The 13,818-nt window shown below is 70.4% G+C and carries 15 protein-coding genes and 1 pseudogene; 8 read left to right on the top strand and 8 right to left on the bottom strand.

The window, feature by feature from the left end; genetic code table 11:
* Positions 1-279: 279 nt before the first annotated feature.
* From OG568_RS15160 to OG568_RS15150, 3 genes are all read right to left on the bottom strand, one after another.
* Entirely contained in the window at positions 280-1,116 is an 837-nt protein-coding gene (locus OG568_RS15160; RefSeq protein ID WP_329531941.1) for a class I SAM-dependent methyltransferase, read from the bottom strand.
* 62 nt (positions 1,117-1,178) lie between these two features.
* Positions 1,179-1,796, bottom strand: a complete 618-nt coding sequence (locus OG568_RS15155; protein WP_329531940.1) for a TIGR04282 family arsenosugar biosynthesis glycosyltransferase — start codon at positions 1,794-1,796, stop codon at positions 1,179-1,181.
* On the bottom strand, positions 1,793-2,551 hold the full coding sequence (locus OG568_RS15150) for a glycosyltransferase family 2 protein (RefSeq protein ID WP_329531939.1): 759 nt from the start codon (positions 2,549-2,551) through the stop codon (positions 1,793-1,795). The genes OG568_RS15155 and OG568_RS15150 overlap by 4 nt, the downstream gene beginning before the upstream one ends.
* 104 nt (positions 2,552-2,655) lie before the next feature.
* On the opposite strand from OG568_RS15150, the gene OG568_RS15145 reads away from it, so the two are divergent.
* Together OG568_RS15145 and OG568_RS15140 are read left to right on the top strand one after the other, a co-directional pair.
* Positions 2,656-3,411, top strand: coding sequence for a response regulator transcription factor (locus tag OG568_RS15145; RefSeq protein ID WP_443077866.1), 756 nt, complete (start codon positions 2,656-2,658; stop codon positions 3,409-3,411).
* A 2-nt stretch (positions 3,412-3,413) separates the two neighbouring features.
* Positions 3,414-4,526, top strand: a complete 1,113-nt coding sequence (locus tag OG568_RS15140) for a sensor histidine kinase (RefSeq protein WP_329531938.1) — start codon at positions 3,414-3,416, stop codon at positions 4,524-4,526.
* Positions 4,527-4,589: 63 nt separating this feature from the next.
* Here OG568_RS15140 and OG568_RS15135 read toward each other — a convergent pair whose 3' ends face one another.
* The 3 genes from OG568_RS15135 to OG568_RS15125 form a co-directional block, all read right to left on the bottom strand.
* Positions 4,590-5,588, bottom strand: coding sequence for an NAD-dependent epimerase/dehydratase family protein (locus OG568_RS15135; protein ID WP_329531937.1), 999 nt, complete (start codon positions 5,586-5,588; stop codon positions 4,590-4,592).
* A gap of 144 nt (positions 5,589-5,732) precedes the next feature.
* Positions 5,733-6,062 carry a TfoX/Sxy family protein gene (locus tag OG568_RS15130; protein ID WP_329531936.1) on the bottom strand — a complete coding sequence of 110 codons (330 nt, stop codon included), beginning with the start codon at positions 6,060-6,062 and terminating at the stop codon, positions 5,733-5,735.
* 9 nt (positions 6,063-6,071) lie between these two features.
* Entirely contained in the window at positions 6,072-6,521 is a 450-nt protein-coding gene (locus OG568_RS15125) for an SRPBCC family protein (RefSeq protein WP_329531935.1), read from the bottom strand.
* 229 nt (positions 6,522-6,750) lie between these two features.
* Here OG568_RS15125 and OG568_RS15120 point away from each other — a divergent pair, with 229 nt between their 5' ends.
* Positions 6,751-7,494 carry a flavodoxin family protein gene (locus OG568_RS15120; protein WP_329531934.1) on the top strand — a complete coding sequence of 248 codons (744 nt, stop codon included), beginning with the start codon at positions 6,751-6,753 and terminating at the stop codon, positions 7,492-7,494.
* Between the two features lie 56 nt (positions 7,495-7,550).
* On the opposite strand, the gene OG568_RS15115 is transcribed toward OG568_RS15120, so the two are convergent.
* Positions 7,551-7,991 carry a MaoC family dehydratase gene (locus OG568_RS15115; RefSeq protein WP_329531933.1) on the bottom strand — a complete coding sequence of 147 codons (441 nt, stop codon included), beginning with the start codon at positions 7,989-7,991 and terminating at the stop codon, positions 7,551-7,553.
* Positions 7,988-8,899: an SDR family NAD(P)-dependent oxidoreductase gene (locus OG568_RS15110; RefSeq protein ID WP_329531932.1), complete on the bottom strand. Its 912-nt coding sequence runs from the start codon at positions 8,897-8,899 to the stop codon at positions 7,988-7,990. Before OG568_RS15110 ends, OG568_RS15115 begins: the two co-directional genes overlap by 4 nt.
* Before the next feature lie 122 nt (positions 8,900-9,021).
* On the opposite strand from OG568_RS15110, the pseudogene OG568_RS15105 reads away from it, so the two are divergent.
* From OG568_RS15105 to OG568_RS15085, 5 genes and pseudogenes are all read left to right on the top strand, one after another.
* A pseudogene (locus OG568_RS15105) lies at positions 9,022-9,164 on the top strand (pyridine nucleotide-disulfide oxidoreductase); the annotation flags it as partial.
* A gap of 309 nt (positions 9,165-9,473) precedes the next feature.
* Positions 9,474-10,694, top strand: coding sequence for a lactonase family protein (locus OG568_RS15100; RefSeq protein ID WP_329531931.1), 1,221 nt, complete (start codon positions 9,474-9,476; stop codon positions 10,692-10,694).
* A 216-nt stretch (positions 10,695-10,910) separates the two neighbouring features.
* Positions 10,911-11,726: a class I SAM-dependent methyltransferase gene (locus OG568_RS15095; RefSeq protein ID WP_329531930.1), complete on the top strand. Its 816-nt coding sequence runs from the start codon at positions 10,911-10,913 to the stop codon at positions 11,724-11,726.
* Between the two features lie 529 nt (positions 11,727-12,255).
* Entirely contained in the window at positions 12,256-12,792 is a 537-nt protein-coding gene (locus OG568_RS15090; RefSeq protein WP_329531929.1) for a DinB family protein, read from the top strand.
* Between the two features lie 180 nt (positions 12,793-12,972).
* Positions 12,973-13,818, top strand: coding sequence for a S1 family peptidase (locus tag OG568_RS15085; RefSeq protein ID WP_329531928.1), 846 nt, complete (start codon positions 12,973-12,975; stop codon positions 13,816-13,818).

Raw genomic sequence — 13,818 nt, 5'->3', positions numbered from 1 at the left:
GATCCTTCTCCTCGCCTGCTCGTTCGCGCTCGCCGGGTATGCGGGGGTGCGGCTGCTCGCGGACGACTGGTTCGGGGTGGCGCTGTGGTTCGTGGGCGCGGCACTGCTGCACGACCTGGTGCTGGTGCCGTTGTACGCGGGGGCGGACCGGGCCCTGGCAGGAGCGCTGGGCGCGGTCGGCCGCCGGACGTGGACGGTCTACGTCCGGGTCCCGGCCATGTTCTCCGGCCTCCTGCTCCTGGTGTGGTTCCCGTTGATCAGCGGGCAGGTCGCGGACCACTACAGGTCCGCCACCGGCCTGTCCGGCGACGGGTTCCTGGCCCGCTGGCTGCTGGTCACGGCGGTGCTGTTCGGGGCGTCGGCCGCACTGCTCGTCCTGCGGTTGCGCAGAGCGAGGAAGGAGCGACCCCCGGCCGCCCACTGACCGTCCGGGCGCCACCCCGCCCGACGGGCGTGGCGCAGCAGGGCAGGGGTGCCCAGACGGGCCCACGGGAAGTCCGTGCCGGAGGCGCCACGCCCGTCGGCGACGTGCACCTGCACGCGCTCGTCGACATCGACCGGCGCGGTCTCGGCGATCAACAGCCCCTCCCAGGTGAGGAGTTGGGACATCCGGAGCAGCAGGGCGTGGGGGTTGCCACCGATGCCGACGTTGCCGTCGATGAGAAGGGCGGTGTCCCAGCGGCCCTCGCCCGGGACGGGCTCGAAGACGGACCGGCGCAGCGCCTGCCCGCCCAGCCGTACGGTGTGCGCGACGGCGGCCTCGCTGACGTCGATACCCAGCGCTCGCCGCCCCTGTGCGGCGAGCGCCGCCACCAGCCGCCCGGGCCCGCATCCCACGTCGAGCACGGCCCCCTCGCACCGCCCCAGCACCTCCTGGTCCGCGGCATCGGCCTCGGCGCACCAGCGCTCGACCTCCAGGGGCAGCAGCCAGCCGTCGCTGCGGCGGAGGTAGAGGGGACCGCGACCGGTGCGCAGCGCATCGGTGTACGGGTCGGCGGACCAGGGGCGTGCCGTGACGTCGAGCGACGCGGAGGACAGCCGACCGGCGGCCGGCGCCGACCACTCGCCGAGGTCGCCCTTCGGGTGACTCGTGACGCTCGACGGACGGGGGTTCATGAGGGCGGTTGCCGGGCTCCCCTTCGCTGTTGGCGCGGGACGCTCCGGCTCGTGCGCCGCGCTCACCGGGCGACTGCCGTTTTCAGCCGCGCGAGTTCCCCGGCGAACCGCCCCTCCGGAACCTCGGCGGCGACGAGTTCGGCGTCGTACGCCGTGTCGACGTCGCGCAGACTCGGCAGGTCACGGACGCGCAGTCCCCCGGCGGTCAGCCGGCCGCGTTGCACGGCGCCGGTGGTGGGCGTCGACATCGGTACGCCGCGCAGGAGTTCGGGATCGGGGGCGGCGAGGCCCAGAGCCCAGAAGCCGCCGTCCTCGGCCGGCCCGAAGTACGCGTCGCAGTCGGCGAAGTCCACGGTGAGGAGCTCGGGCGTCACCTGCGGGGTGTCCATGCCGATCAGCAGCGCGGGCCCGTCGCAGCCCGCGAACGCGGCGGCCAGCCGCTCGTCGAGCCCGCCGCCGCACTGCGGTACGACGTCGAAGCCCGGCGGCAGCCAGGGACCGGGTGTTCCGTCGAGCACCAGCACCCGTCGCCGTGCGGGCGTCGCCAGCACCACGTGCAGGGTGTCGACGAGCGACGCCTCGGCGAGCACGGCGGCCTCCTCGGGCGTGAACGGCGGAGTCAGCCGGGTCTTCACCCGTCCCGGCAGCGGTTCCTTGGCGATGACGAGAAGGGTGGTCACAGGGAGTTCGCTCCTTGCGGTGCGGAGAAGGAGCCGGTGGCCGACCCGCCCCCGGGGGCCGGGGGTTCGGCAAGGACACGGCGCATGTCCCGCACCGCCTGCCAGGTTCCGCGCCAGGTCCCGGTGACCTTGGAGGCGCCGGTGCGCGGCAGATACGGCACGTCGTGCTCGGCGACGCGCAGACCGGCGTCCGCGGCGCGGACGACCATCTGGAGCGGGTAGCCGCTGCGACGGTCCGTCAGGCCGAGGGCGAGCAGATCCGCGCGCCGGGCGGCACGGAGCGGCCCGAGGTCGTGCAGGCTCAGTCCGGTGCGGCGGCGCAACATCCCGGCGAGCGCGAGGTTGCCCACCCGGGCGTGCGCGGGCCAGGCTCCTCGCCCCTGCGGCCGGCGCCGCCCGAGCACCAGGTCGGCCTCGCCGTCCCGTACCTCGCGCACGAAGGGCACGAGCAGGGACGGGTCGAGCGAGGCGTCGCAGTCGCAGAAGCACACGATGTCCGCGGTGGCGGCCAGCAGCCCGGCGTGGCAGGCGGCACCGAATCCGCGGCGCTCTTCGTGCACGACGGTGGCGCCGAGGCTACGGGCCAGTTCCGCCGAACCGTCCGTGGATCCGTTGTCCACGACGAGCGCACGCCAGCCGGCCGGGATGCGGGCCAGGACCCAGGGCAGGGCCTCGGCCTCGTTCAGACAGGGGAGGACCACGTCGACAGGCGCCGTGTCCGGTTCCGTTGCGGGGGAGGTCGTCACGGCTTTCACCCTACGGGCGAGAATCGGGCATATCGGGCTTCGGGTCCTTACGAAACGCGGACGTCGAGACAGGAAACCGGGTGGCGCGCGCGGTCGGTGGGACGCTGGACGACATGCAGCAGCCGTACGAATCCCCAGCCGCCGTACCCGTCCTGAGCAGGCCCCGGGACACGATGCGCGTCCTCGTCGTGGACGACGACCCGACCGTCGCCGAGGTCGTCTCCGGATATCTCGACCGTGCCGGATACGTCGTGGACCGCGCCGAGGACGGGCCGGAGGCTCTCGCCCGGGCCGCCGCACACTGGCCCGATCTGGTGGTGCTCGACCTGATGCTGCCGGGTATCGACGGCCTTGAAGTGTGCCGCCGGCTGCGCGGGCACGGGCCCGTGCCGGTCATCATGCTCACCGCGCGCGGCGACGAGGACGACCGGATCCTGGGCCTGGAGGTCGGCGCCGACGACTACGTCACCAAGCCGTTCAGCCCCCGTGAACTGGTCCTGCGCGTCGAGTCGGTGCTACGGCGCACTCGGCCCGCGACCGCCGCACGCACCCTGCGGTCGGCCGGACTCACCGCCGACTCAGCCGGCCGCCGCGCCACCAAGAACGGCGCCGAACTCGCCCTCACCGTCAGGGAGTTCGACCTCCTCGCCTTCTTCCTACGACACCCCGGGCGGGTGTTCAGCCGGGAGGACCTCATGCGGGAGGTGTGGGGGTGGGACTTCGGTGATCTGTCGACCGTCACCGTGCATGTGCGGCGGCTGCGAGCCAAGGTCGAGGACGATCCCGGGCGGCCCCGGCTCATCCAGACGGTGTGGGGCGTCGGATACCGCTTCGAGTCCACCGGCACAGTCGGCACCGGGGAGGGCTGATCATGCGCGACATGCTGCTCATAGCCCTGTTCGCCCTCCTCGGGGCCGCCGCGGCCGGGGTGCTGGGTGTGGGCGCGCTGTGGTCGCTGCGCCGGCGTTCGCTCACCACCTCCGTCGCCGTGGTCGCGGCCGTAGCCGTGACCGCGATGCTCGCCGGCACGCTGGCCGTGGCGCAGGCGATGTTCCTCTCCTCGCACGACCTGACCGTGGTCACCACCGTCGTCGCCATGGCGGCCGTGGTCTCGCTGGCCACGGCCCTGCTGCTCGGCCGCTGGGTCGTCGCCCGCAGCCGTGAACTCGCCCTCGCCGCACGTGACTTCGGCGACGACGGCGACTTCTTCGCCCCGGACCGTCCGGGCACCGCCGAACTGGCCGACCTGAGCCGGGAGTTGGCCGCGACCAGCGCAAAGCTCGCCGAATCCCGCAACCGGGAACGCGCGTTGGAGTCGTCCCGGCGCGAACTCGTCGCCTGGATCTCGCACGATCTGCGCACCCCGCTGGCCGGTCTGCGCGCGATGTCCGAGGCCCTGGAGGACGGCGTCGCCGCCGACCCCGCCCGCTACCTGCGCCAGATCCGTACCGAGGTCGAACGCCTCAACGGCATGGTCGGCGACCTCTTCGAACTCTCCCGCATCCACGCCGGGACGCTCACTCTCTCCCCATCGCGGATGTCCCTGTACGACCTGATCGGCGACGCCCTCGCGGGAGCCGATCCACTCGCACGTGAGCACGGCGTACGCCTGGTCGGCGACTGGATCGAGCCGGTACCGGTCGAGGTCGACGGCAAGGAGATGAGCCGGGTGCTGGGGAACCTGCTGGTCAACGCGATCCGGCGGACACCGGCCGACGGCACTGTCGCCGTCGCCGCCGAGCGGTCAGCCGAGGGTGTCGTGCTGTCCGTGACCGACGGCTGCGGCGGTATCCCGGAGGAGGATCTGCCGCGGGTCTTCGACACCGGGTGGCGCGGCACGCACGCGCGGACCCCGCCCGCCGGGGCCGGACTCGGGCTCGCCATCGTGCGCGGGATCGTCGAGGCGCACCAGGGACGGGCCGCCGTACGGAACGTGTCGGGTGGCTGCCGCTTCGAGGTGACCCTGCCCATGGCCGAGGCGTGAACGCCGGAGACGTCCTTGGCCGGCTGGTGCTCGCCGGCCGACTGCCGGCTGGTCCCTGGCCGGCTACTGCTCCCCGCGCAGCTTCGACGTCGCGAACTCGCGCATCCCCTCCGCGAATTCGACCTCGGCCTTCCATCCCAGCTCGGCCCGCAGCCGTGACGAGTCCGCCGTGATGTGGCGGACGTCGCCGAGCCGGTACTCCCCGGTCACCACGGGCTCGGGCCCGCCGTACGCGGCGGCCAGCGCCCGCGCCATCTCGCCCACCGTGTGCGGGTCCCCGCTACCGGTGTTGTACGCGGTCAGTGCCCCCTCCCGGGGCTCGGACTCCAGCGCCGCCACGTTGGCCGCCGCCACATCCCGGACGTGCACGAAGTCCCGCCGCTGGCCGCCGTCCTCGAAGACCCGAGGCGATTCACCACGCGCGAGCGCGGAGCGGAAGAAGGAGGCGACCCCCGCGTACGGGGTGTCGCGCGGCATCCGCGGGCCGTACACGTTGTGGTAGCGCAGCGACACCGCCGAACCACCCGTCGACCGCGCCCACGCCGCCGCCAGATGCTCCTGGGCCAGCTTGGTCGTCGCGTACACGTTCCGGGGGTCGACCGGAGCGTCCTCGCCCACCAGCCCCGGCGCCAACTCCTCACCGCAGTCCGGACACCGGGGCTCGAAACGCCCCGCGTCCAGATCGACCACGGCCCGGGGGCCCGGCCGCACCGGTCCGTGCCACTCACAGGCGTAGGAGCCCTCGCCGTAGACGACCATCGACCCGGCGAGCACCAGTCGGCGCACCCCCGCGTCGGCCATGGCGGTCAGTAGCACCGCCGTACCGAGGTCGTTGTGCGACACGTAGTCGGCCGCGTCGCCGAACCCCGTCCCTAGCCCCACCATCGCCGCCTGATGACACACGGCGTCCACATCCGGCAGCACGGACGCGACCGCCTGGGGACTGCGCACGTCGTGGCCGTCGCGCAGATCGAACACGACCGCCTCGTGCCCCCGCGCGGTCAGCGCCTCGACGACATGGGACCCAATGAACCCGGCACCGCCGGTGACCAGTACTCGCATACGCCCGACGCTAGGACCGCAGACCCGCCGCTCGGCAGCACCACGCCCGTCATGTCACCGGCCCGTAAGACCTGCTCATAGCCTCGGCATCGCTGCCCGATGCGGGATGGTCGGTTGCCGGGCACGAGTGCGGTCCAGTTCAACTCACTTGGGCGGCAGGCTCGCGGCGAAGGCGTGCCCCTCGTCGACCCATCGGCCAAGCACGTCGTCCTCGGCCAGGACGGAGGAGTCGACCAGGATCCAGCCGCGCATCGGGCGGCCGGTCATGTCGAAGACGAGGGTGCCGGGCTGAGCCAGGGCCGCGTCGGTGTGCTCGGGCCCGACGCGCACCATGAGGTCGCTGCCGCTGATGCCCACGGCCATGTTCCCTCGGTACAGGAAGGCGATCCCGCCGAACATCCGTTTCTCGGCGATGTCCGGATGCACGCCCAGCCGTGCGCGGATGCGTTCGGCCAGCCCTTCGTCGTATGCCATGGGGGTTTCTCATTTCGTGCCGGTGAGCCTGAGTTCGAGGTCGCGTAGGTCCCTCCCGATGGAAGTGCGGACCTGGCGGGCCATCAGGGGTGCGGCCATCCGGTAGAAGCCGCCCCCGCCGCCTTGGACGCGGATACGGGCCGTCGTCCCGGAGGGATGCGGGTCGAAGGTGTAGGTGACGTGCATGGGCATCGGTCCGGCCACGGACACCATGTCCAGCAGTCGTGGCGGATCGTGCGCGGCCACGCGCAGGACGTAGTCGATGCGCCGGCCCAGGAAGTACGCCGTACGGGTGACCTCGGCCCCGACACCGAAACCACCGCCGTCGGCTTCCCTCGTCAGCTCCGCGCTACGGATGCCCTGCGTCCATTCGTCATCGTGACGCCAGTCCATCGCGTACGCCGCCACCTGCTCCGGCGGAACGGGAATCACACGTTGCGCGGACACGTCGATGGCCATCGCACCGCCGCCTTGTCGTCCTGCCCGGTGCCCGTCGCGCCCGGGGCTGAGCCCAGGATCCTCGTGATGGACGGTGGGCGCACGGTGTACGACCGGGCGCCGTGCGCAAGCGTCGGGTGCCGGTGCGTCGCAGAGGGACAGGCCGGGATCCACGCGAGACGCTGTCGCCGAGCCACGGCTCGGACCGGATGGGGGACTCGCCCCGGCGGTCTCGCGTGAAGGAGCCTCCATGACCCAGCCACCGCCCGCCCCCGACCAGCTCGACGACCCGTACCGCTTCGACGACCTGCGCGCCCTGTTCGTCAACTGCACACTCAAGCCGTCGCCGCAGCAGAGCCACACCGAGGGACTGATCGACAAGAGCCGGGCGATCATGGAAGCGCACGGCGTCACCACGGACGTCGTACGCGCCGTCGACCACGACATCGCGCCGGGCGTCTACCCGGACATGACCGAGCACGGCTTCGCCACCGACGCGTGGCCGGCGTTGTACGAGCAGGTGATGGCCGCCGACATCCTGGTGCTGGCCGGGCCGATCTGGCTGGGCGACAACAGCTCGGTCATGAAGAAGGTCATCGAGCGGCTCTACGGCGGCTCGGGACTGCTCAACTCGGCGGGCCAGTACGCCTATTACGGGCGGGTCGGCGGCTGCCTGATCACCGGTAACGAGGACGGCGTGAAGCACTGCGCGATGAACATCCTCTACAGCCTCCAGCACCTCGGCTACACCATTCCGCCGCAGGCCGACGCGGGCTGGATCGGCCCGGCGGGCCCCGGACCCTCCTACCTCGACCCCGGTTCGGGCGGTCCGGAGAACGACTTCACCAACCGCAACACCACCTTCATGGCCTGGAACCTGATGCACCTGGCCGCCATGCTCAAGCGGGCCGGGGGCATCCCGGCGCACGGCAACCAGCGCTCCGAGTGGGACGCCGGCTGTCGCCTCGACGCGGCCAACCCCGACTATCGCTGAGGCGTGCGCCGCAGCAGGATGTTGATCGCCGTCATGGTGAGTACGGGCTCGCCCCGCTAGTTGACCACCTCGATGGCGGTGTGCACGATGCCGCGGTCAGGCTTGGTCCGGGAGGCGCGGGCCTCCTGGATCGTCGTACGGATCGAGAGACTGTCGCCGGGCTTGACCGGGCGGACCCAGCGCAGTTCGTCGATGCCGGGAGAGGCGAGGCTCGCGACCTTGCTGACGTAGTGGTCGGCGTACAGGCGCATCATGGCGGCGCAGGTGTGCCAGCCGCTGGCGATCAGCCCTTTGAAGGGACCCTGTTCGGCGGCCTCAGGGTCCGTGTGGATGCTCTGCGGGTCGAACTCCCCGGCGAACCGCAGGATGTCCTGCTCGGTCATGGTGATGCTGCCGTAGACGTACACCGAACCCGGGACGTAATCCTCGAAAAAGCGGTCCTGGATCGGAGCGCCGAAGTCCGCGTCGCTCAGCGTCATGGTGGCAGTGGTCGTCATTGGCGGCACGATAGCCGCGGGCGATGGCCCGCGGGTACGGACAACTGCCGCTCGGAGGCCCGGACCCCGAACCGGGCTCCACGAAATGAAGTAGGCGAAGCGGTCCTCCTGGAGCGGTCGTGAGACATACCCGCCGACTCCTTCGCCGGGGTCCCGCAGGCATGTGGGTGAGCCGCCGCCGGGTAGACGGCGGTCCGGCCCGCGTCGGCCGCGAGCCGGCCGAGCAGGGTGGTCTTCGCGAACTGCTCGGCGTTCTCCTCGCCCATGTTCGCCAGGACCATGTCGGTCCGCGTGGGACCCGGCGCGACGGTGTTCACGCGCACGCCCGCCGGACTGAACTCGGCCGCCCAGGTGCGGGTCAGCGACTCCAGCGCGGCCTTGGTGGCGCTGTAGACGGACAGCCCGGGCAGGCCGATCCGGGCGGCCATGGTGCTGACTTTGACGATGGACCCGGAGCCCTTGGCGATCATCGCGGGAACCAGGGCCGCGGTGAGGAGGTACGGGGCGCGGACGTTGGCCGCGAGGCTCTCGTCGAGCGTGCTGGGGTCCTGGTCCACGGTCGGCGCTCCGGGGAAGATCGCCGCGTTGTTGACCAGGATGTCGACCGGCCCTGCCGCTTCGGCGAGGCGGCGCAGCGCGGCCGGGTCGGTGACGGCACGCAGGGTGGCGGCGGTGTCGTTCAGGCCATGCCGTCGAGAACCCGACGAGGCCGGTCGGTCGCGCCCGGTGTGTATGGGCCGTTGTATCAGTCGTACCCGGTGCGGCGCGGTCCCGTGGCGAAGCCCTCGCCGGTCTCCAAGTGCCCTGCTGCCCGGCCTTGTTGAGCCCGTCGGCCGGACCGCGCGCCGATGGCTCAACTCTTCGCGGGGTTCGCGGCAGGCGCCCTGCCGAGATCCACGTCGATCCATCGCGCAGGTTCCACCGGTCGACCGTGAGGAGCCGATCCGGCCGGATGGGTTCAGCGGATGCGACGGCGACGCCGGGCGCGTGCCGCACGGCTGCCTGAGGGTCCCCTCGCCGGCTCCCGTCGCGCGTTCTGATCATCGGCAAGGGCGACTCCGCCTGGAGACCGCTGACAACCTTGTCGAGACCGCCGCGGTCATCCATGTCGTCGGCCCGCACTCGGTCTGCATGGCCTGGAACAGCCGCTACGTCGGCCATCTCCGCGCGGTCCAACCGCGCTCGTCCTCGTCGCCCTGGCCACCACGGTTATGACCGTTCCACTGCTGAGCCGATTGGACCGCCGCGACGCCGGGTCACGGTCGGCCGAGGAGGCACGCGAGGCCGGGGAACCGGTGGCGCGACCTTGAACTGAGCGGGGCGTGCGGCAGGATTTCCCTGCAACTCCTGCCCACGCGCACGGAGTTGTTACGGGAAACTGACGTGACGGCCGAATCCCTGCGGCTCACTCACCCCAGGGGCAACTCTGGTCCCCGTTCTCCACCGACCCCGCGGTGGCGGCGAAGGCCCGAGGAGCGGCGTATGAGCAGGCACATCAGGCGAAGGTCACCGTTGCAGATCAAGCTGACGGTCGTCGGAGCGGGCATTCTCGCCGCCGCGGCGGCTGTGACGGCGGTGACCGTCGCCTCGGCGGGAGAGGTGGCGCACGGGCACGACACCGTGAAGCAGGCCGAGGCCGGGGCCGACCACGCGGTCTTCGTGCAGGGCAACGAACTCAAGGGCAACACGATCCACGTCTTCAAGCGCGCCCAGGACGGCACGCTGAGCGCGGCGGGCAGCTACGCGACCGGCGGCAAGGGCGGCGACCAGGTCGACGCGCCCACCGACTCGCTCGCCTCCCAGGGCTCCCTCGTCTACGACGACCGGTCCGGGCTGCTCCTCGCGGTCAACGCGGGCAGCAACACCGTGACGTCGTTCCGGGTCGAGGGACAAAAGCTGACGGATCGTCAAGTGGTGAGCTCCGGCGGGGACTTCCCCGCCTCGATCGCGGTCTCGGGGCGCGTCGCCTACGTCATGAACGCGGGTGGCGCGGGCAGCGTCCAGGGGTTCCGCCTCACGGCCGCGGGCCTGGCGCCGCTGAGCGACGCGCACCGTTCGCTCGGGCTGGACAACGAGAAGGTGCCGCTGTTCAGCAGTTCGCCCGGCCAGGTCGCGTTCACCCCGGGCGGCCGTGAGCTGGTCGTCACCACGAAGTCCGCTAACACCCTTGAGGTCTTTCCGATGACCCGCGCGGGACGGCCCGCGCGGCATGCGAAGGTCAACGAGTCGGCCGGTGCCGTGCCGTTCGCGATCAGCTTCGACCGGGCCGGCCGGATGCTGGTGGCCGAGGCCAAGGACTCGACGGTCAGCACGTACAAGGTGCGCGCCGACGGCACCCTCAAGGTCGTCCAGAAGAGTCTGCCCAACGGCCAGGACACGCTGTGCTGGCTGGAGCGCGCCGGCGACTTCTTCTTCGGCGGCAACACCGGCAACTCGACTGTCACCGGCTACCGCACGGACCGCCACGGCAAGTTGGCGCTCACCAACGACGTCGGCGTTGCCACCCCGCCGTCCGCCAAGTCCCAGGGCGTCATCGACCTGGCGGTGACGAAGGACCAGAAGTTCCTCTACGTGCAGAACGCGACATCGGGCACCGTCGACGGCTTCCGCATCGGCCGCGACGGTTCCCTGACCAAGGTCGGCACGACCACCGGACTGCCTCCCTTCGCCGAGTCCGGCATGGAGGGCATCGCCGCGGTGTAAAGACGCGGCCACCGCGGCCAGGGCGCCCCGGACATCACTTGTCCGGGGCGCCGGGCTTTGTCGGTGGCAACTGGGCTCATACGGGACCTTCGCAGGCGTTGACACGGACCGCGGAGGTTGGTGTCTGGAGCAAGCGGGCGGCTCCTGAAGAGGTGGCTTGCGGCCGGTCAGGTCGGTAGGGTTCCCGCCTGCCGATCAAGAAGCCGAGGGACGCTCATGACCTCAGAGGGACACGTCAACGCAGCCCGTAGCAAGGTCTTCGGTGAGGTGGCCGAGCTCTACGATGCCGCCCGCCCCGGCTACTCAGACGCGATGGTCACCGAGGTGCTGGCGTACGCGGCTCTCGGGGACCGTGCGGCTGTGGAGATCGGCGCGGGTACCGGGAAGGCCACGGTGCCGTTCGCCGTGCTGGGGATTCCGTTGGTGTGCGTCGAGCCGGTTGCGCGCATGGCCGAGGTGCTGCGACGCAACACCGCCGGATATCCGAACGTCCGGGTCGAGGTCGGCGACTTCGAGCAGTGGCAACCGGGCGAGCGGCAGTACGGGTTGCTGTTCGCCGCCTCCGCCTGGAATTTCCTGAACCATGGCCGGCGCTGGGACCTGGTCCACGCCGCGCTCGCCCCCGGCGGTGCCATCGCGCTGGTCAGGAACCCGCACGGGATCCATGACGCTGGATTGCGCGCCGAACTCGCCGGTATCGCAGACCGCCACGGGATCACCGGGTCTCCGCACCGCTTCCTGGCCTGCGACCTCTCCGGCGACGAGCCCGGGAACTGGGACCAGGTCTGGCCGGACACGGAGTGCCGTCGGGACGGCCGCTTCACTGATCTGCGGTCGGTCCGGTTCCCGCAGGATCTGCGATACGACACCGACTCCTACCTCGGCTATCTCACTTCGCTGTCCGCCTACCGCATCCTGTCCGACGACCGCCGTGACCAGGCACTCGCCGAGGCCGGGCGCCTGCTCGACGCCCACGGCGGCGGAATCGACGTACTCCAGGTCACCGACGTCTTCCTCGCCCGCGCTCTCTGAGCGACCGATGCGGCACCTACGGGGACAGAGTCCGCTGGGGTCGTCAGCTGGCGACGGCCTGCTGTTCGGCGCCAACGCGACCGCGCGCCGACCTAGCGAATACCTCAGCGCCAGCGCGGGGCCGGTTCACTGGATCCACTCGATGGCACTTGCCCACGATCCACCCTGCGAGTTCAACAGAGCCACGGCCAAGACCACGTCTCGACGTCAGACGGAGTGTGCTCGTGGCGGCCGGTGGAAGTCAGTATGGGTTACCTCTGACGTGTCGTCCATCGGCCTCCAGCGAGTGTATTTCGCGGTCGCCGAATTCTGTGCCCGCATGGGTTCACCGGGTTGCGTCCGGGTCGTCTGCGACTCGCAGCGACACCTGGCCACGTTCGGTGCAGCGTCGAGCGATGAGTTCCGATACGAAGAGAGGTCTCCTTGGTCGAACGTGCCCCCGAGGTGCCGATAGAGAGGCTGCTCGGTTCTCGGATCGTGGGGACGTACCAACTCGGCCGAGACTGATGCCCAGCAGGGAGACCCCAGCGTGAGTGACCTTGTCGTCCAGAAGATCGTCCGGCCCGAACGTGCACTGTCGGGCCCGTGGGTGGAGCTGATCGCCTCGAATCTCGACTACCACCGAGCGACCTTCCTGTGGAAGTGCGAGGGTCTCTCGGACGCACAACTACGGCTACGCCCCGTGGGGCCGTCGGCATTGACCCTGCTGGGGCTCATGCGTCATCTGCAGGGGGTCGAACGGGCTTGGTTCCAGCGGACGTTGGCCGGCACGGCGCCTGACTTCTTCCCGTATCGGACCTATGCCACCGCTGACGGCGGGGAGTGGTACGACGAGTCAGACGCCACGGCGGCCAGGGACGTCTACGAGGACTACCTGAAGGCGTGCGAGGAGTCGCGGCAGGTGTTCGCGAGGGTGACCGTCGACCTCGCGCGCATCGTGCCGAACCCGGAATTCGGTGACACCGACGTGCGGTTCGTCCTTGAGCACGTGATCGAGGAGTACGCCCGCCACGTCGGCCACGCGGATCTCCTCCGCGAGGCCATCGACGGCACCACCGGCGAGTAGCCGACCGCTGCGCCCTACGAAGGATGCCTCGGCACAGCTAGAGATGAATTGCCACCGTGTTGGCCGGCGACCGCTTGCGCAGTCAGGTCGCCAGCGCGGTTGGAGCGCCATGGATCCTGTGGAAGGGCAACCAACTTGCCGCGTTGGGGCGGCCGTAGAGGCACGGCATGATTGAGCACCATGTTGAAGCAGATCGACGCGACGACGCTGTACTCGGCTGTCCGTCTCACAGTGCGTTTCTCGGAGTACGGGGAGGTGCGGCCTTCGGCCGGTTCGGGCACCGGTTTCGTGGTGGGGGAAGGCACGGGACCTGATGAGCACCTGTACCTCGTGACGAACCGTCATGTGGTCGATGCCGACTACGAGAAGAGGCGTGGCTGGACGCTCACGGATGTTCGGATCACAGGCTTCTACCAGAGCTCCCGAGATTTTCAGTCCCCGCCAGTACGGCAAGAGGTCGTGCTGGCCTCTCCCGAGTTCTGTTTTCCCTCGGCATGGCACGTTGATCTGGCGGTGCTGCCGCTGATCACTGACCGCACGGAAGTGGTCTCGGGACGCGGTCGATTCAACGTGCTCCCCGCTTCGATGCTGGCTCTGCGGCACGACTTCCGCAGTGGAGATGTGACAGTGGGGCGCCAGGTGCTGATGCCGGGATATCCGGGCATTGGGGACCAACTGGCGGATCGCCCGATCCTGGTAGGCGGGGTCATCGCGACTGATCCTCGGTTCCCTGCGGTGTTGGGCTCGAAGGAGTACCCGGATGAAGCTCTTTGTCACGCCTTCAGCTGGAAGGGCATGTCAGGATCCCCTGTTCTGTGTGCGGTCCCGCGACCAGTGACGTGGAACGACTTCGATTCAAAGGGAGCCATGGGCACGCAGTATGTCTTGGCGGGTGTGAATGCTGGTCACATTGAGGCGCGCAGCGATGCTGCGGCAGGCGCTATTTCCCGTTTCGTAAAGGGCGATGTCTTGGCCGATCTGCTCCGCCAGGCCGGCGCCGACATCTTCGAGCTGCCTGGCGAGTAG

The organism is Streptomyces sp. NBC_01450 (genome assembly GCF_036227505.1).
In the GTDB taxonomy this organism is placed as follows: domain Bacteria; phylum Actinomycetota; class Actinomycetes; order Streptomycetales; family Streptomycetaceae; genus Streptomyces.
This window is presented reverse-complemented; position numbering and strand designations above follow the sequence as displayed.

Bases quoted from the DNA above. Each gene is read 5' to 3' on its own strand.
- OG568_RS15125 (WP_329531935.1), bottom strand. From the start codon at position 6,521: ATGGCCATCGACGTGTCCGCGCAACGTGTGATTCCCGTTCCGCCGGAG.
- OG568_RS15100 (WP_329531931.1), top strand. From the start codon at position 9,474: ATGAGCAGGCACATCAGGCGAAGGTCACCGTTGCAGATCAAGCTGACG.
- OG568_RS15115 (WP_329531933.1), bottom strand. From the start codon at position 7,991: ATGACGACCACTGCCACCATGACGCTGAGCGACGCGGACTTCGGCGCT.
- OG568_RS15145 (WP_443077866.1), top strand. From the start codon at position 2,656: ATGCAGCAGCCGTACGAATCCCCAGCCGCCGTACCCGTCCTGAGCAGG.
- OG568_RS15135 (WP_329531937.1), bottom strand. From the start codon at position 5,588: ATGCGAGTACTGGTCACCGGCGGTGCCGGGTTCATTGGGTCCCATGTC.
- OG568_RS15095 (WP_329531930.1), top strand. From the start codon at position 10,911: ATGACCTCAGAGGGACACGTCAACGCAGCCCGTAGCAAGGTCTTCGGT.
- OG568_RS15110 (WP_329531932.1), bottom strand. From the start codon at position 8,899: ATGGATCGACGTGGATCTCGGCAGGGCGCCTGCCGCGAACCCCGCGAA.
- OG568_RS15130 (WP_329531936.1), bottom strand. From the start codon at position 6,062: ATGGCATACGACGAAGGGCTGGCCGAACGCATCCGCGCACGGCTGGGC.
- OG568_RS15160 (WP_329531941.1), bottom strand. From the start codon at position 1,116: ATGAACCCCCGTCCGTCGAGCGTCACGAGTCACCCGAAGGGCGACCTC.
- OG568_RS15120 (WP_329531934.1), top strand. From the start codon at position 6,751: ATGACCCAGCCACCGCCCGCCCCCGACCAGCTCGACGACCCGTACCGC.
- OG568_RS15085 (WP_329531928.1), top strand. From the start codon at position 12,973: ATGTTGAAGCAGATCGACGCGACGACGCTGTACTCGGCTGTCCGTCTC.
- OG568_RS15140 (WP_329531938.1), top strand. From the start codon at position 3,414: ATGCGCGACATGCTGCTCATAGCCCTGTTCGCCCTCCTCGGGGCCGCC.